Annotated in this window: 14 protein-coding genes and 1 tRNA gene; 8 read left to right on the forward strand and 7 right to left on the reverse strand. The window is 39.2% G+C overall.

The window, feature by feature from the left end:
- Positions 1-138 precede the first annotated feature (138 nt).
- Positions 139-540: a GtrA family protein gene (locus tag F0919_RS05575; protein WP_150031718.1), complete on the forward strand. Its 402-nt coding sequence runs from the start codon at positions 139-141 to the stop codon at positions 538-540.
- Positions 518-3,064, forward strand: coding sequence for a DUF5686 and carboxypeptidase-like regulatory domain-containing protein (locus F0919_RS05580; protein ID WP_150031719.1), 2,547 nt, complete (start codon positions 518-520; stop codon positions 3,062-3,064). Before F0919_RS05575 ends, F0919_RS05580 begins: the two co-directional genes overlap by 23 nt.
- Before the next feature lie 82 nt (positions 3,065-3,146).
- Here F0919_RS05580 and F0919_RS05585 read toward each other — a convergent pair whose 3' ends face one another.
- Positions 3,147-3,533, reverse strand: a complete 387-nt coding sequence (locus tag F0919_RS05585; RefSeq protein WP_150031720.1) for an acyl-CoA thioesterase — start codon at positions 3,531-3,533, stop codon at positions 3,147-3,149.
- Between the two features lie 220 nt (positions 3,534-3,753).
- Between F0919_RS05585 and F0919_RS05590 the strand changes: the two genes are divergently transcribed.
- The 3 genes from F0919_RS05590 to F0919_RS05600 all read left to right on the forward strand — a co-directional run bounded on the left by F0919_RS05590 (position 3,754) and on the right by F0919_RS05600 (position 6,926).
- Entirely contained in the window at positions 3,754-4,191 is a 438-nt protein-coding gene (locus tag F0919_RS05590) for an HYC_CC_PP family protein (RefSeq protein ID WP_150031721.1), read from the forward strand.
- A 91-nt stretch (positions 4,192-4,282) separates the two neighbouring features.
- Positions 4,283-4,642 (forward strand): heavy-metal-associated domain-containing protein, encoded by a 360-nt coding sequence (locus tag F0919_RS05595; RefSeq protein WP_150031722.1) that lies wholly within the window; start codon positions 4,283-4,285, stop codon positions 4,640-4,642.
- A complete protein-coding gene (locus F0919_RS05600) occupies positions 4,632-6,926 on the forward strand; it encodes a TonB-dependent receptor (RefSeq protein ID WP_190277277.1) in 2,295 nt (764 codons plus the stop codon). Before F0919_RS05595 ends, F0919_RS05600 begins: the two co-directional genes overlap by 11 nt.
- A gap of 560 nt (positions 6,927-7,486) precedes the next feature.
- Here F0919_RS05600 and nusG read toward each other — a convergent pair.
- From nusG to F0919_RS05615, 3 genes are all read right to left on the reverse strand, one after another.
- Positions 7,487-8,062 carry a transcription termination/antitermination protein NusG gene (gene nusG, locus F0919_RS05605; RefSeq protein ID WP_150031724.1) on the reverse strand — a complete coding sequence of 192 codons (576 nt, stop codon included), beginning with the start codon at positions 8,060-8,062 and terminating at the stop codon, positions 7,487-7,489.
- Between the two features lie 45 nt (positions 8,063-8,107).
- The gene (secE, locus tag F0919_RS05610; protein ID WP_150031725.1) at positions 8,108-8,305 is read right to left on the reverse strand and encodes a preprotein translocase subunit SecE; all 198 of its coding nucleotides are present in this window, start codon (positions 8,303-8,305) and stop codon (positions 8,108-8,110) included.
- A 74-nt stretch (positions 8,306-8,379) separates the two neighbouring features.
- Positions 8,380-8,450: transfer RNA gene (locus F0919_RS05615), tRNA-Trp, on the reverse strand.
- A 334-nt stretch (positions 8,451-8,784) separates the two neighbouring features.
- Here F0919_RS05615 and F0919_RS05620 point away from each other — a divergent pair.
- The 3 genes from F0919_RS05620 to F0919_RS05630 all read left to right on the forward strand — a co-directional run bounded on the left by F0919_RS05620 (position 8,785) and on the right by F0919_RS05630 (position 12,102).
- Positions 8,785-9,483: an LOG family protein gene (locus tag F0919_RS05620; protein WP_150031726.1), complete on the forward strand. Its 699-nt coding sequence runs from the start codon at positions 8,785-8,787 to the stop codon at positions 9,481-9,483.
- Between the two features lie 133 nt (positions 9,484-9,616).
- Positions 9,617-10,264, forward strand: a complete 648-nt coding sequence (locus F0919_RS05625; RefSeq protein ID WP_150031727.1) for an O-methyltransferase — start codon at positions 9,617-9,619, stop codon at positions 10,262-10,264.
- 167 nt (positions 10,265-10,431) lie between these two features.
- Complete coding sequence (locus F0919_RS05630) at positions 10,432-12,102, forward strand: glucosaminidase domain-containing protein (RefSeq protein WP_150031728.1); 1,671 nt, start codon at positions 10,432-10,434, stop codon at positions 12,100-12,102.
- An 80-nt stretch (positions 12,103-12,182) separates the two neighbouring features.
- On the opposite strand, the gene F0919_RS05635 is transcribed toward F0919_RS05630, so the two are convergent.
- The 3 genes from F0919_RS05635 to F0919_RS05645 form a co-directional block, all read right to left on the reverse strand.
- Positions 12,183-13,973: a T9SS type B sorting domain-containing protein gene (locus F0919_RS05635; protein ID WP_150031729.1), complete on the reverse strand. Its 1,791-nt coding sequence runs from the start codon at positions 13,971-13,973 to the stop codon at positions 12,183-12,185.
- Between the two features lie 66 nt (positions 13,974-14,039).
- The gene (locus F0919_RS05640; protein ID WP_150031730.1) at positions 14,040-14,450 is read right to left on the reverse strand and encodes an NUDIX domain-containing protein; all 411 of its coding nucleotides are present in this window, start codon (positions 14,448-14,450) and stop codon (positions 14,040-14,042) included.
- A gap of 71 nt (positions 14,451-14,521) precedes the next feature.
- Positions 14,522-16,036, reverse strand: a complete 1,515-nt coding sequence (locus tag F0919_RS05645) for an SUMF1/EgtB/PvdO family nonheme iron enzyme (protein ID WP_150031731.1) — start codon at positions 16,034-16,036, stop codon at positions 14,522-14,524.
- Positions 16,037-16,056: the final 20 nt, after the last annotated feature.

The raw sequence follows: 16,056 nt of genomic DNA on the forward strand, positions 1-16,056 counted from the left end.
CAAATTTATTTACATACCCTTCTCTTCCGTTTAAAAGAGGAAATTGATTTAAAAAAATAGCAGCAGCTATAGGGGTTTTATTGCATCAGAGTGTTTCTATATATTGGAAGAGATGCACGTAAATTTTAACAAACAGACATGAAAACATTTCTAAAAGCACAAGCAACATCTCTCATTTCAACAATGGTGGATTATGTTATGTTTGGACTGCTTCATGAAATTTTTGGTGTTTGGTACCTCATTGCAAACGTAATAGGCGTTGCATCAGGAGGATTGACAAATTTTCTATTAGGAAGATATTGGGCTTTCTCGTCTAAAGAAGAAGAAATTCAGGGGCAAGCCTTGAAATTCTTCATTGTGTGGATGGGAAATCTGATCTTAAACACAAGCCTTCTGTTCGGCCTGAACGAAACGCTTGGAAATAAAAATGCGTGGATATCAAAAATTGTGGTATCCATAATAATTGGAATAGGTTATAACTATGTACTTCAGAAATTTTTCGTTTTTAAAAAGGACAATGACCAGCTCGCAGAAGCCTAAACAACTCATTGCGCTTGTCCTCGTTATGTTGACGGCGTTCAGCATTCATGCCCAGACCTTGATAAAAGGCGTTGTCAAAGATGCCAAGTCGGGTCAGGTTATGCCCTTTGTCAGTGTTGGCATTAAAGGAACCACATCGGGTACAACTACCGATGTGAATGGCTATTATGAAGTCGGCACTTCAGAAAACGTAACTAAAATCGAATATTCTTTTTTAGGTTACATTACCGTTACAAAAAGTTTTACCGTCGGGCAGACTCAAACCATAAATGTGACTATGGAGGAAGATGCACATACGTTAGATGAAGTTGTCGTTAAACCAAAAAAAGAAAAATACAGAAATAAAAATAATCCTGCTGTCGAACTCATTCGTCAGGTAATTGACCATAAGGAGCAAAACAGGATGAAGCACTATGACTATACCCATTATCTGGAATATGATAAAATGCAGATGGCGCTTAATAACACACCTCAGGGTTTTAAGAACAGCAAATTATTAAAGAAATATCAGTTCGTATTAGATAATGTAGATACAACGAGATTTGAAGGAAAAGCATTATTGCCTATTTATATCGAAGAGAACATCTCTCAAAAATATTTTAAAAGATCACCTGAAAAACATAAAACAATTGTTACTGCCAACAAGCACGTAACCTTTGATGAAAGATATATCAACAACGAAAGCATTTCTACATATATGAAGAACCTGTATCAGAATGTGGATCTGTATGAAAACAATATTTACGTTGTTACTAATTCCTTTTTGAGTCCCATTGCAGACATGTCGCCTTCATTCTACAAATTTTACATTACCGATACGGTTATGAACCAGGGCGTCAAATTGGTGGAGCTCTCTTTCTACCCCAGAAATAAAAGCGACCTTTTGTTTCAGGGTAAAATGTACGTAACCTTAGACGGCCATTACGGTGTGCAAAAAGCCGTAATGACAGTAAATAAAGATATTAACCTTAATTGGGTTACCGATCTTCACCTTACCCTCGATTTTGAACGCAGTGCTGATGAAACCTTTCATTTATCCAAAACAGACTTGTTAGTAAACTTTGGCGTGTTCCAGGGCAAAAAAGGATTGTTTGGTGAGCGTACTGTTACCATCAAGAATTTTGACATGACCACACCGATTGCCGATTCTGTATTTGATGGTCCGTCTACTGTAACACTTGCAGATGCTTCTTCGCATTCCGATAGTTATTGGATGGAGAACCGTCCGGATTCTTTGTCTACTACTGAGGCCAATACCTATAAAAATATGGACAGCCTCAACAACATGAAATCCTTCAAAAGACTGATGTGGTTTACCACAACTTTCCTTGCGGGCTATAATGTGAACGGGCCCGTAGAGTTTGGTCCATTAAGTACTTTTTACAGTTTCAACCCTGTTGAAGGTTTCAGGTTAAGGTTTGGTGGCAGAACAACCCCCGAACTGAGCAAACGTGTGTTTGGCGAGGCTTACGGCGCCTATGGTTTTAAAGATAAACGATGGAAATACTACGTTGGAGGCACCTACTCCCTCAACAATAAAAGTATTTATGCCTATCCCTTAAATTATATAAGAGCAAGCGTGCAGGAAGAAACCAGTATTCCCGGACAAAGCCTTCAGTTTGTACAGGAAGACAACTTCTTGCTTTCCTTTAAGCGTGGTGTGAATGATAAATACATGTACAATAAAATCTACAGCCTGGATTGGGTTGCAGAGTTTGGCGACCACATGGGTGTAAAAGCAACTTTTAAAAACTGGAAGCAGGAAGCTGCCGGCGGTTTGAACTTCATTCATGCCGATGGCACCAACGATACTATCCCTACCATCCATACATCAGAAGTAGGACTGGAATGGAGATGGGCCCCGCACGAACAATTCTTTCAAAGAAAACTGTACAGAACGCCCATACCAAACGTTTATCCTATTATGACCTTAGGTGTGAAATGGGGTATTCCTGATTTCCTGGGAGGTGATTATAAATACAAAACTTTTTACGGAAGCGTTTACAAAAGATTCTATTTATCGCAATTAGGTCTTGCTGATGTAGTAGTAAATGCCGGTTATATTTTCGGAAGCGTGCCTTATCCCTTATTGAATATTGCACAGGCCAACCAGACCTATGCCTATCAATTGCAGGCTTACAGTATGATGAACTTCCTGGAATTTGTAAGTGATAAGTACGTGAGCTTAAATGTTGATTATCACATGTACGGTTTCATCTTTAATAAAGTCCCTTTATTTAAAAAGCTGAAACTACGTGAAGTTGCTACCTTTAAATTATTGTACGGTGGTTTGAGAGATGAAAACCGTCCTGATAAAAATCCTGATCAGTTGAAATTCCCTACCGATCAGTTTGGGAACGTGTCAACTTATTCATTGGAGAAACAACCTTATATGGAAGTCAGCGTTGGTGTGGAAAATATCTTCAACCTCATTCGTGTCGATTTCGTGAAAAGGCTTTCTTACCTCGAGTATCAGAACGTGCCTAAATATGGTGTCAGAGCAAGAATCAATTTCGATTTCTAATTATTAGCAGTCAGTAAATAGTCGTTAGTTGTTAGTAAAAGATATCCTCCATTACTATCCGCTAACGACTATTTACTACGACTCAATCAGAGATCTTTACCGGCTTTTTGTTTTCATCAAGAGCCACAAAAGTGAAAGTGCCTGTAATGGCTTTTTCACGTACCTCTGAATACATTTCCTCTATAAAAATATCCACCTTTACCTTCAGGCTTGTAGAACCTATATAACTTACCTTTCCTATCAGTTCTATAATAGTGCCACCCGGAATAGGCATTTTAAAATCTATTTTATCGGAAGAAACCGTAACCACCTTTTTTCTTGTAAATCTGGTAGCAGCAATAAACGCCACCTCATCCATTAATTGCATGGCAGTACCGCCAAATAAAGTATCGTAATGATTGGTATCGCTTGGGAAAACTGCCTTGAATATTCTTGTTTCCGATTGTTGAATTTTTTGTTCTAAGGTCATTGATTGGCTTTGATGTGATTGCTTTACTTTTAGCGGGCCAAAGATAAGTTATCGCAGCAGTATAGCTTCCATCTTAATTCATAATTGCTGTATTTGCAATATTCAAGACCTATAAAATCAATCGTTGTTCTTTTTATCTTTCACAAAAAAAGAATACAAATAATCGAATAAGCAGAAATTAACAACCACGTCTTAAATTTTTACGATATTTGCATTCTATATGCGTAAATTAATTGCCATACCATTACTTGTCTTGTACATCACAGCCGTTTCGGGCATGATGATACAGTTGCATTTCTGTGGCAGTAAATTACTTTCGTGGAATGTAAATAAAGCAAAAGCATCCTGCTGTTGCGAGTCTACGCCAAAATCAACAAAGAAAAATCCTGAAGCAAAACAGCTGGAAAGCAAAGGAGATGATTGCTGCAAGGATAAAACTATTACACTAAAGATAAATCAGGATCAGAACAGGGCAAGTCAGTTACAATTGCAATTAGGCGAATTGCAAACAGTTGCAATGATTACCTATGTTGTACCACAGGTTTTCGCATTATCACAATCTGATACGCATGCTGCTTATCAGGCCAACGCCCCACCCGGCCTCTGGCAAAACATTCCGCTTTATAAACTCCATGCCCGTTTTACTTATTACGGTTGATTTGTTTTTATGAGATCACTTCTCTTTGCTTCAAAACAAGAGAAGAAAATTTTATTATTAAAAACATTTCTTACCAGATAATTAAAACAAAATGAAAACAATATTCGGCATTATTGCCATCCTTCTGAGTTCCTTCACAGTTTCTTTTGCACAAGACAATAAAGACATCACTACCGAAAAAATCAAAGTTTCGGGCAATTGCGGCGATTGCAAAAAACGCATTGAAAAAGCTGCTTACATACCGGGTGTAAAAAGAGCAGAATGGGACAGCCATTCGCAAATCCTGACAGTTGTCTATCGCCCTTCCAAAACATCGGCAGAAAAAATCGAAACGAGCATAGCCAATGTTGGTTATGATGCCGGAGATATTAAAGCCACAGACGAAGCCTACAAAAAATTACCTCAATGCTGCGCTTATAGAGAAGATGATGCGCATGTTCATGAAGATTAATTTCGCATTACATCAAACTTTTAAAATAAAAAGACATACCCCTCTTTTTATTACCGGAATATTGACTTTATCCGGCTTTCTCCTTTCCGCCAAAACATCTGCGCAGGATGCAGGAAAGCATACGGTTAGCGGAAAAGTCTCTGATATTCAAACTAAAGAAACGTTACCCGGTGCGGCTGTCAGTACAATTCCTGCAGAAGCCGGGACATTCAGTGCTGCCGACGGGACATTTTCTCTGGAGCTTGAAACAGCCCGGCAATTAGTGGTTACTTATGTGGGTTATAAAAATGACACTATTCCTCTGTCACAAGGGCCGGAACAGCTTTCCATAGAACTAAAACCTTTGAAGACGCTGAAAGAGGTAACCATTACAAGCCGCAGAAAGAGTACGGAGATCGGTTTATTGGAGCCCGCAAAAATGGAGAAAATCGGTTCCAAGGAATTGATGAAAGCTGCATGTTGCAATCTCAGCGAGAGCTTTGAAACCACACCTTCCGTAGACGTTGGCTTTACAGACGCAGTGAGTGGTTACAAACAAATCCAGATGCTCGGACTTGCGGGCAGCTATACTTCTTTCACAAGGGAAAACATTCCTGACGTAAGAGGATTGGCGGCTATTACAGGCCTTACTTTTACGCCGGGCGCTTTTGTGGAAAGCATGCAATTGAGCAAAGGTACCGGCAGCGTAGTAAATGGTTATGAAGGCACTGCCGGACAAATCAATATTGAATGGCGCAAACCTTTTGAAGAAAAGGAGCCTGCTTTATTCCTGAATGGCTATCAAAGCGCTCAGGGGCGTTCTGAAATGAATGCTATATTAAGCCATAAGTTTAATGACGAATTGAGCAGTAACTTATTGCTGCATGCCAAGAGCAATTGGATGAAAGTAGACCAGAATCATGATGGCTTCCTCGATAATCCTTTGGGTAATTCTTTTGTGGGTTCCAACCGTTGGTTCTGGTTCAGTCCGAAAGGCTGGGAAATTCAGGGTGGCGTAAAAGCTGTTTACCTTGACAATACAGGTGGACAAAAGTCCTTCGAAAAAGGTACGGAACAGATTGCAGGCAACCCCTGGGGCTATCAACAAAGCCTGACAAGAATGGAAGCCTGGGCCAAAATAGGGAAAATAAACCTTACCAAACCCTACCAAAGCATGGGATTGCAATTGTCGGGTGTATATCATGATCAGCAAAGCCAATATGGTATAAGGGAATATGACGGCAGACAGCAGAGTTTTTATGCCAATTATATTTACCAGAGCATCATCAATAATACCAATCATGTTATTAAAGGAGGTGTCAGTTTCTCTGCCGATGCTTATAAGGAAACATTTGTAGGCACTGCTTATAACCGTACCGAAATTGTGCCGGGCGCTTTTATGGAATATGCTTATAACTATCAGAAGAAATTCAATATGGTAGCAGGTTTGAGGGCAGATTACCACAATCTTTTCGGGGCATTTGTAACACCTCGTTTACATCTCAGGTATGCACTATCCGATAATAGTGCTTTGAGGGCATCTGCAGGCAGGGCGCAAAGAACAGCAAATATTTTTGCAGAGAATACAGGCTATCTGGCCAGCAGCCGCAATTTCGTAGTATCGGGCACCGACCCCGAAACACCTTACGGACTGAAGCCCGAAGTGGCCTGGAATATGGGTTTGAACTATACAAAAAAGTTTATGCTCGATTATCGTGACGGCGCTTTCAGTGTAGATTATTATTATACAAACTTCACCAATCAGGTAGTAGTAGATGTTGAAAAACCGGGTGAAGTTTCGTTCTACAATCTGAATGGTAAATCTTATGCTCATAGTTTTCAGGCACAATTAGATTATGAGGTAATCCATAAACTGGATGTAAGGCTGGCTTACCGTTTTTATGACGTAAAAAGCACTTATAACAATATCCTGAAAGAGAAACCATTGGTGGCTGCCCATCGTGCATTCATCAACCTGGGTTATGAAACAAACAGCAACTGGAAGTTTGATTATACGTTCCAATGGACGGGCTCCAAGCGTTTACCGGAGCGTTATACGCATCATGAAATGATTGTAGCGGAAGGTAATTCTCCTTCCTTTATCCAGATGAATGCACAGATAAGCAAAAGCTGGAAGGAAGGAAAAATTGAAGTTTATGCCGGTGGTGAAAACCTGACGGGTTATATGCAGCACGATATGATTTCAGGCGCTGAAAATCCTTTTGGCAAAAGCTTTGACGGCTCACTTATCTGGGGGCCTGGCATGGGGAGGAATTTCTATGTTGGGTTCAGGTATGGGTTGTAGTATAATTGCTGATAAATGATTGATTAACAAGAGCTCTGAAGATTCATCATCTTCGGAGTCTTTGTTTTTATGAATAATAATGTGCTCCAAAACAACTTAGTTCCAAAAAAATCCGGTTAACAGGTCCCTGAAATAGGTCTTAATACGTATAGGAACGTCCTTTAGTACGTCTCCATACCTCCTTTGGTACGTTCCGGACGTATCAGGAGTACGTTCAGGGACGTATAAAGACCCATTTCAACAACGTCCAAAAGCCCTTTTTAGGCATAACTATGATGGTTCAAGTACACACATAATGAAAATATATCATTTTAGATAAGAGAAATTAATTGATTTAAAAAATCGCTTAGGAACTACTAAAGAAGTAACATTATAGCAATAAGTACAAATTTATCGTTAACAGATAGAATTGGTGCCCTATCCTATTGTCTGCCGTCCTTGCAGGACTTGTAAATATATCATCCGAGCATGTATATAATTGCCAAAACAGCTCCTCCCCATAGCAATCAAAAAGCGCCCTGCAAATTTTGCGGGGCGCTTTGTTTATAAATTCAGTCTGATTAAGCAATCTTTTCTACCTGAGAATAGTTCAACTCTACCGGAGTAGCGCGGCCAAAGATTTTTACTACAATCTTCAGTTTCTTTTTCTCTTCGTTTACTTCTTCAATAGTACCGTTGAAATCGTTGAACGGACCGTCGATAATTTTAATAGTTTCACCAACGATGTAAGGTTCTGCATAGCCAATACCTGCTTCAGAAACTTCATCCAGCTTACCGAACATTTTGTTTACTTCACTTTTGCGCAAAGCAATCGGATGTTCCTTGCCTAAAAAGTGTATAACGTTGGTTACACTTTGAATGCCTTGAATCATAGTATCGTTCAATTTGCCATCCAAAGCCTCCATCATGATATAACCGGGAAACAATGTTTTTTCGCGCAGCACTTTCTTGCCATTCACCACTTTGAATACCTTTTCTACCGGGCAAAGGATCTGAAGAATTACATTTCCCCAACCATAAATCTTTACCTCTTTATCAAGGTGTTCTTTTACTTTTCTTTCTTTACCGCTTACTATACGAAGCACATACCATTTGGTATCCTGCTCGGTTGCTTGCGGCGTATTGATATCACTCATTATTTGTATATTTCTGGTTTTCAAAAATTGAAATACCCTGGTTTATTAGTTTGCAGCCATGCCGTAAACAAACTTCATAATTGCTTCAGATCCTGCATCCATACCGAAAATCATTGCGGTAACCAGAATCAACGCTACAATTACAATAGCAGTAGTTTGTTGAAGCTCACTCCATGAAGGCCAGCTTACTTTGTGTATTAATTCGTCGTAAGACTCCTGAATGTATGTTCCGAAATTGCTCATAAAAAATATTGTAAATTAAAAATGCAAAAATCAAATTTAGAAAATAAAATCAATTTTTGCATTAAAAAAATTAGCACGGGCACTAGGATTCGAACCCAGATCAAAGGTTTTGGAGACCCGTATGCTACCGTTGCACCATGCCCGTGTGTATCAAAAAGAACTGCAAACAAAAAGCCAAAAGAATCCTTTTGACTTTCGAATGGAGTGCAAAGAAACGAAGCTTTTTTGTAATCAGCAAATTTTTCAGGAAAAATTAGTCGGTGAAGAAGTCGTTAGTGATTAGCTCTTGGTGAATAAACGATTCCATACCGGCTATTTATTTTATCACACTATCAAATTCCAATTATACCCATAAGGCGTTATGCCCCTTACTATCAACTAACGACTTCTTCACATCCTGTAAAAGATTTAACCCTATCTTTGCCCCATAGCTTTTTGCATTTTTTAATACGAAGGCTATATAAGAAAGGATAATTAATATGAAGGATCAAATTCAGCAAATACCGGTTCGTGATTGGACTGAAACACAGGCGCATTCCAGTTGGCAGATATTTAAGATAATGGCGGAATTTGTGGATGGCTTTGAAAAACTGGCTAAAATCGGCCCCTGCATTTCCATATTTGGTTCAGCAAGAACACAACCGGGTCATAAGTATTACGACCTTACTGTCGAGATTGCCCAAAAGCTTTCCAAAGAAGGTTTTGGCATTATAAGCGGCGGCGGCCCCGGCATTATGGAAGCGGCTAATAAAGGCGCAAATATGGCGGGAGGTATTTCAGTAGGACTTAATATTGATCTTCCGTTTGAACAACATTACAACCCTTATATTGACCGGGACAAAAATCTCAATTTTGATTATTTCTTTGTCAGGAAGGTAATGTTTACCAAATATGCACAAGGCTTTGTTATGATGCCGGGTGGTTGGGGTACTATGGATGAATTTTTTGAGGTAGCTACCTTGGTTCAGACAAAAAAATTCACACAGACACCTTTAATTTGTATTGGCCGTGATTACTGGAAAGGCTTGTTTGACTGGATGCGTACCATTATGCTGGAAAGAGACAGCAATATCAGCCCGGGTGATCTGGATTTAATTAAAGTTTTTGATACGGCAGATGAGGTGGTAAATTATATTGGTGAGTTTTACACACACAATAAATTGAAACCGAATTTCTAATTCCGGATTTTGCCCTTAATTTTTAGTAAAAAAAGAAACAATCGTTATCGATTGTAAAAGATTCATTTTACTTTTACTAAGTATTCATTTCGAAGCAAGGCATATTTTGTTTCTCAACGAAAATATATACCATATGCAACACACAATTACTCCGGATCCTATCAACTACTACGCAGAACAATATACAACTCCCGAAAATCAGGTACAAGCTGCATTGAACAGGGAAACGCATGCTAATGTACGCGGTTCTCAAATGATATCAGGCCATTTGCAAGGCATGGTTCTGGAAATGCTGAGTTGTATGATAAGACCAAAGCAAATTCTGGAATTAGGCACTTATACAGGCTATTCGGCTATCTCACTGGCAAAGGGCCTGCAGGATGGCGGCAAACTACACACTATTGATATTGACCCTTATTTACAGGAGATGCGCGACAACTATTGGCAGATGTCGGGCATGAGTAATAAAATTGTACAGCATGTGGGAGAAGCATCTGCGATTATACCCAAAATTAAAGGTGACTTCGATTTGGTGTTCATTGATGCTGATAAGAAAAATTACGGCCTTTATTTCGACATGGTTATCGACCGCATTCCTTCAGGTGCATTTATGATTGCAGATAATGTTTTGTTTCAGGGCGAGGTTATCTTACCACAGGAACAACAAAGCAATACTTCTTTGCATATGCACGATTTCAATAAAAAAATAGCAAACGACAATCGGGTGGAACAAGTAATAATGCCACTCAGAGATGGCCTGATGTTGATTCGAAAAAAATAAAATTGCTGTTACAGAAAGGGCTTCCCGCCCTTTTCTGATTATAGTGACTTTCTAATCCGGATATACAGTGTAATTAAATCACGGGGTTTCAGGGAACAAACAATTGCATCGAAATTCAAAAAATCAATCTGCTAAAGAACATAAAGCACTCTTTAAACAAAAAATTCATGATTCGTAAATTAATACTGCTGCTGACACTGACGGCAGGAACAATAACAGGTTTCTCACAACAATCTTATGATGACCAGGTGGCTGATTATATTGCAAAATATAAAAGCATGGCCATTGAAGAACAAAAAAGGAGTGGTGTACCTGCTTCTATCACATTGGCTCAAGGCATTCTGGAAACTTCTGCCGGTCAAAGTGAACTTTGTAATAACGCCAGCAACCACTTTGGTATTAAATGTAAAAATACCTGGACCGGTGAAACTTATTCTTATACCGATGATGCGAAGGATGAATGTTTCAGAAAATACGATTGCGCAAAAACTTCTTATGCCGATCATTCCGATTTCCTGAAGAGCAATAAGAGATACAGCAATCTGTTCAGTCTTTCTCCTACTGATTATGCAGCCTGGGCTTACGGCCTGAAACGTTGCGGCTATGCCACCAATCCTCAATATGCACAGAAGCTGATTAAGTTTATAGAAGATTATAAACTGCAACAATATACTTACGCTGCGCTTGATAATAGCGGAGAAGAAATATTATACGCAGCAGCGCAACCCAAAGCCATTTATAAAACCACCAATGTTTCGAACGTAACACCGGGTGAAAATATTCCGCGCAATGATGCAAATTATACTTCATCCGGTACGCTGAACGAGCAACCTGAAATCTACGTTGAGAAAGCAAGACAACAACAGGAAGAAACAAATAGCGTGGCAAAAGATTATTACACTATCACAACAAAAAACGGGTTAAAAGGCTTCTATGCCCGCAAAGGTGATATTTTACTGGAGTTTGCCATTAAAAACAAAGTGCGCTATGCCAAGCTATTAGAGTTCAACGACTTGCCTGACGCACCGTTGGAAGCTGATATGTTTATTTATTTATCCAAAAAACCTAAAACTTCAAATACATTTACACATACTGTGGTTGCAGGTGAAACAATGCTTCAGATAAGCCAGGATGAAGGCATTCAGCTGGGGGAATTATTGGCATTAAATCATTTATCAAAAGGTCAGGAAGCTGTGCCGGGAAGTGTACTTAATCTTCAATCGCCGTCGGATAAAGTTCCTGAAATTTATGTAAATGCGCCTGCGAACAATAACAATGCACCTACCCAACGTGTAGTTCAGTTATCTAATGATGCAGGATTTGTGCCGGCAGGAAAACCTGTAGAAATCAATGATTCGGACAATGAAACAGTAACAGATTTGTCACAAGGCCGGACTGAAGCTCCGGTAAATATTGCCAACGAACAACCGGTTGAAGAAACAATAGTAGAAACCAGGCCTGCTAAACAACAGCCACAAATCACGCCTAAAAACCAGACAGCTTTGGACAAGCTAAAAGCGCACATGGATAAGGTTGTGTATAACCAGACTGAATTTGAACCAAAATCCAGCGGTAATTATGATCGTAATGATTCAGATGAAGAGACAGTAACGCCGAGTACTACTAAAAATGAAACTGTAAAAACTACTGCTAAGCAAAACAAAACAAAAATAACGCCAAAAGCTGCCGCAAAACCTAAAGTACATACGGTGAAAAAAGGTGAAACATTATTCGCCATTGCAGACAAATATGGCATGACAGTTAAGGAACTACAGAAACTCAACAAATTGAAGTCGAACAATATTCAACCCGGCACAAAATTGAAAGTGGTAAAATAATTGAACTATCAATAAAGCAAAAAGGAAAGCGGTTATGCCTGATCAGGCATAACCGCTTTCCTTTTTATAAAATAATTTTACTATCTCAATAAAGTAACATCACCTTTAAAGTATTTCTTTGTTCCATCTACAAACTGAACATCGATATAGAAGTAATAAGTTCCGGTCGGAGCACTTTTGTCTTCATTAAAATAACTGCCGTTCCATCTGGCTCTCTTTGTAGCGGCAGCCTGATAAATCAGTTTACCCCATCTGTCAAAAACCTTAAAGTCCTTTACAATATATCCGCTTTTGTTTACAAAATAAGGTTCAAAAACATCGTTCAGTCCATCGCCGTTTGGAGAAAATGCATTGGGCATAATAACTACAGGAACCAATGTATCGGCTTTAACAAAGATCTTAGCTGTATCAATACATCCGTTCGGACTGGTGCCAACTACAATAATAGTATCGGAATGAGGAATAATATAGCTTTGTGAGAAAGAAGACTGATTTGGAAAAAGCTCAGAAGGGCTCCAGGATTGAACACCATATCCATCGACATTACCCGATACTGTAAGCGTAACATAGTCGCCGATAACTGGTTCAGGCGGATCCGCAGTAACCGATATTGTCAAATGTTCCGGAACAATATGATAAACATGCAACAAGCTATCGCAACCCAGATGGTTTTTGAAAGTATCAATTACAGTGGCTTCTGAGGTATAAGTAGTCCCACGAAAAGTCACAGAATCACAATGGCCTACTGTTTCATTTACAGTAAGAGGATTTAACGGATAAACTGTAATGTTTGCTATATAATAAATACTGTCGCAGCCGCCTGCGTTGCGGACTGTATCGTGAAGTACTATACTCTGAGTATATGTATTACCATTAAAGACAACAGAACCACAGCCTTCTGTATCTACCGGGATAGTAACCCTCTGATCCGGATAGACGGTAAATTTTATAGAATCGCCCACGTTCATGGGAAGATTACAAAGATCAAACAGCGTATTGTTATCTGTACCGTTTTTAATTTTTAAATAGTAAGTTCCCGAAGATAAACTCTGATTAAATGTTACGGTCATTTCGTCGGAGTAACCCTGATTCAGACTGTTACAATTCAGGCCGGCGGCAGAAGTAACAGTAGCAGTCGTAGGTCCTATCAATGTAAAATCACTTCCATTGGTAGCTATTGAGCTGCATAAAACGTCTTTGTTAAGTGCTACCGTTACCTGTGAACCCTGGATACAAATATTGGAAGCAGACGCAAACTTAGGCGCCGCATTATTATTATAAATAGCAGTAGAACCGGAAAAATCTATTGTAAAACCGGAGCCCAAATCTCCGCCTGTAGCACCGGAACCGAAATTGTTCACCATAACAAGATAAACTTGCCCTGCCGTTACGTCCAGTTTTCTTAAAAAGGAATGTCCTGTAATTCCTGAAGTTGCACTTAATTCGTTGGAGGAGGTATTTAAACCCGTAACCCCGCCATTAAAAATAGGACTGTTATTATTGAAATTACACCTGACAACATCCGTTTCATTAAAGTTATCACAGGGTTTACCCGTAATGTCTACTACAGCCCAGTCATAGTCATCTGAAGATACATTGGGCGTTACTGTAAATACAATTACACCTGAAGTAACAATATTTAGTTTTAACCATACGGAATTGCTCTCACCTGCACCACATTGCGTACCTGGCAAATCAAGTTCGAAACCTTCACCCTGATAACTATATGGAGTATGAAACTGATTACCGCAAATTTGCAATGCATTACAGGCATCCTGCTCTGCTCTGAAAGCCGGTAACAACTGAGCATTTAAAGTATTGGTAATAACCAAAAAAGATAACAGCAAGATTCCTTGCAATAAGTATTTCATAATTTCAAAAAAACAATCTATTCAAATGCAAAACAACGAAACATTTGACTATAATAAAATTAAATCCTATCTATTCCTTTCAAAAAGCATTCCGGCTACAATTTTATCAATGGGTAATGAGATTTCAGACATAAGCGTATCGTCAATTTCCCTGAAGTAAAAATGCTCTCTGCCATTAAAGACCGGAATACTAAACGTATGAGTTGGACAAATCGTATAATAAATGCTAATAACTTGAGAATTATCAAAGGCGGATGGCTGAAAAAAGTCTGTAGTATAAAAATGTGCTGAAATTTCAATCTCAGCATTCAATTCTTCCATCCATTCTCTTTTGAGGCAATCAGTAGTTCCCTCCCCAAACTCCAAACCACCGCCGGGAAATTTCACAATCTCCTTTCCTCTGATATTTTCCTTACAAACCAGCACCTTTTTATCTTCCAGCCAGAGCCCGTAAACCCTGATATTAAAATTCTTCATTGAACAATAGATTAACAATAAAAACCCCTTCTAAGTGTTAGAAGGGGTTTTTAAAAATTTTTATTGTTGGATTAACCACGTTTACGCTTTCCGAAGATATTTCCACCCGGATCATTATTGAATCCTGCGCTTCCTAATCTATCCATTACACAACGGAAACCTACAGTACTGCTTGCATGGGCTGCCTGCATGAAACGACGTGTACCCGGAGACAACCAATATGCTCTGTCATTCCATGAACCACCTTTGATAACACGGCTATCATTGTTGATTAATGTGGTATTACCATAGTCATACGTGAAGCGTGATGTTGAATCACCATCTTCGATATTACGGGCATCATAACCAGTATAATCACGGTCATAGCGGCCGGCAAGATCAGTTGAATCAATGTATTTTTTACTAAGATTTCCTAAACTGTCTTTTTCAGATAATGTTCCGTCAGCTTCGTAGATATTTTTAGTAAACTCATTACCACGATAAGGGTTAACATCATTTACGTCATAACTTGAACCAGGACGGTAAACATCCAACACCCACTCATTTACGTTACCGGCCATATTATATAAACCATAAGCATTTGGCAAGTAAGAATATATGTTTTCAGTGTAGACAGCACGGTCATTCAAACCACCGGCAACACCCATCGCATCACCGCCTGAACGTTTGTAGTTAGCTTGGTATTGACCACGATATTTATTACGGGCTTGAGTACGAGTGCTACGTGTATCACCCCAAGGATAAACTTTACGGTCAGTTATAGCTTCTTCACCACGGCGACGTTTAGTTTCAGGTTCAGGATTTTTTTCAACCAGAGCTAATGCAGCATATTCCCACTCTGCTTCTGTCGGAAGACGATAGTTTGGCAATAAAAATCCATCAGAATAGCCTGTATTTCTTCTACCTGCACCATTTGGATCCAAATCACGTTTTTGTCCTTTACCCGGAGTTCCAAGATATTGACCGGAAGTGTATGTTTCAGAAGTAAATACATCTTCATTTACCTGATTCTGATTTTTCTTCAACATACCATTCTTAATCAAAATCATTTCATTCACACGGTCACTACGCCATTTGCAATAAGCGTTAGCCTGATACCAGTTAACACCGACTACAGGGTAGAAGTTGTATGCAGCGTGACGAAAATAATTAGTTACCATCGGCTCGTTATAAGACAATGCTGAACGCCAAACAGTGCTATCAGGCAATGCTTTAGCTATTTCTTCCGGATAATCGGCAGCATAAGAACGCGAAAGCCAATATGTGTATTCACGATAATGAACGTTGGCAACTTCTGTTTCATCCATATAGAATGAAGAAACGGTTACGTTACGAGGAATATTATTACGCTCATAAGTAAGGTCTTCTTCGGTCTGTCCCATGGTAAAACGTCCACCTTCGATAGGTACAAGACCCGGGCCGGTTTGTTGTCCTGGGTAGTTTGCCACATCGAAACCGCCTAAACGGGAATCGTTGTAGTTCCATCCGGTTTTATCCGAAACACCCTTGGTTTTAGATGAACAGGCCGAAAAGATGGTCGCTGTTCCGACACATAACAAACTCAAGCCTAATAGTGTTCTTTTCATAATAAAAAAACAGTGTGTTT

The sequence above is a fragment of the Taibaiella lutea genome, from assembly GCF_008629695.1.
In the GTDB taxonomy this organism is placed as follows: Bacteria; Bacteroidota; Bacteroidia; order Chitinophagales; family Chitinophagaceae; genus Taibaiella; species Taibaiella lutea.

Coding starts and splice junctions, on each gene's coding strand:
- F0919_RS05575 (WP_150031718.1), top strand. CDS start 139: ATGAAAACATTTCTAAAAGCACAAGCAACATCTCTCATTTCAACAATG.
- F0919_RS05580 (WP_150031719.1), top strand. CDS start 518: ATGACCAGCTCGCAGAAGCCTAAACAACTCATTGCGCTTGTCCTCGTT.
- F0919_RS05585 (WP_150031720.1), bottom strand. CDS start 3,533: ATGACCTTAGAACAAAAAATTCAACAATCGGAAACAAGAATATTCAAG.
- F0919_RS05590 (WP_150031721.1), top strand. CDS start 3,754: ATGCGTAAATTAATTGCCATACCATTACTTGTCTTGTACATCACAGCC.
- F0919_RS05595 (WP_150031722.1), top strand. CDS start 4,283: ATGAAAACAATATTCGGCATTATTGCCATCCTTCTGAGTTCCTTCACA.
- F0919_RS05600 (WP_190277277.1), top strand. CDS start 4,632: ATGAAGATTAATTTCGCATTACATCAAACTTTTAAAATAAAAAGACAT.
- nusG (WP_150031724.1), bottom strand. CDS start 8,062: ATGAGTGATATCAATACGCCGCAAGCAACCGAGCAGGATACCAAATGG.
- secE (WP_150031725.1), bottom strand. CDS start 8,305: ATGAGCAATTTCGGAACATACATTCAGGAGTCTTACGACGAATTAATA.
- F0919_RS05620 (WP_150031726.1), top strand. CDS start 8,785: ATGAAGGATCAAATTCAGCAAATACCGGTTCGTGATTGGACTGAAACA.
- F0919_RS05625 (WP_150031727.1), top strand. CDS start 9,617: ATGCAACACACAATTACTCCGGATCCTATCAACTACTACGCAGAACAA.
- F0919_RS05630 (WP_150031728.1), top strand. CDS start 10,432: ATGATTCGTAAATTAATACTGCTGCTGACACTGACGGCAGGAACAATA.
- F0919_RS05635 (WP_150031729.1), bottom strand. CDS start 13,973: ATGAAATACTTATTGCAAGGAATCTTGCTGTTATCTTTTTTGGTTATT.
- F0919_RS05640 (WP_150031730.1), bottom strand. CDS start 14,450: ATGAAGAATTTTAATATCAGGGTTTACGGGCTCTGGCTGGAAGATAAA.
- F0919_RS05645 (WP_150031731.1), bottom strand. CDS start 16,036: ATGAAAAGAACACTATTAGGCTTGAGTTTGTTATGTGTCGGAACAGCG.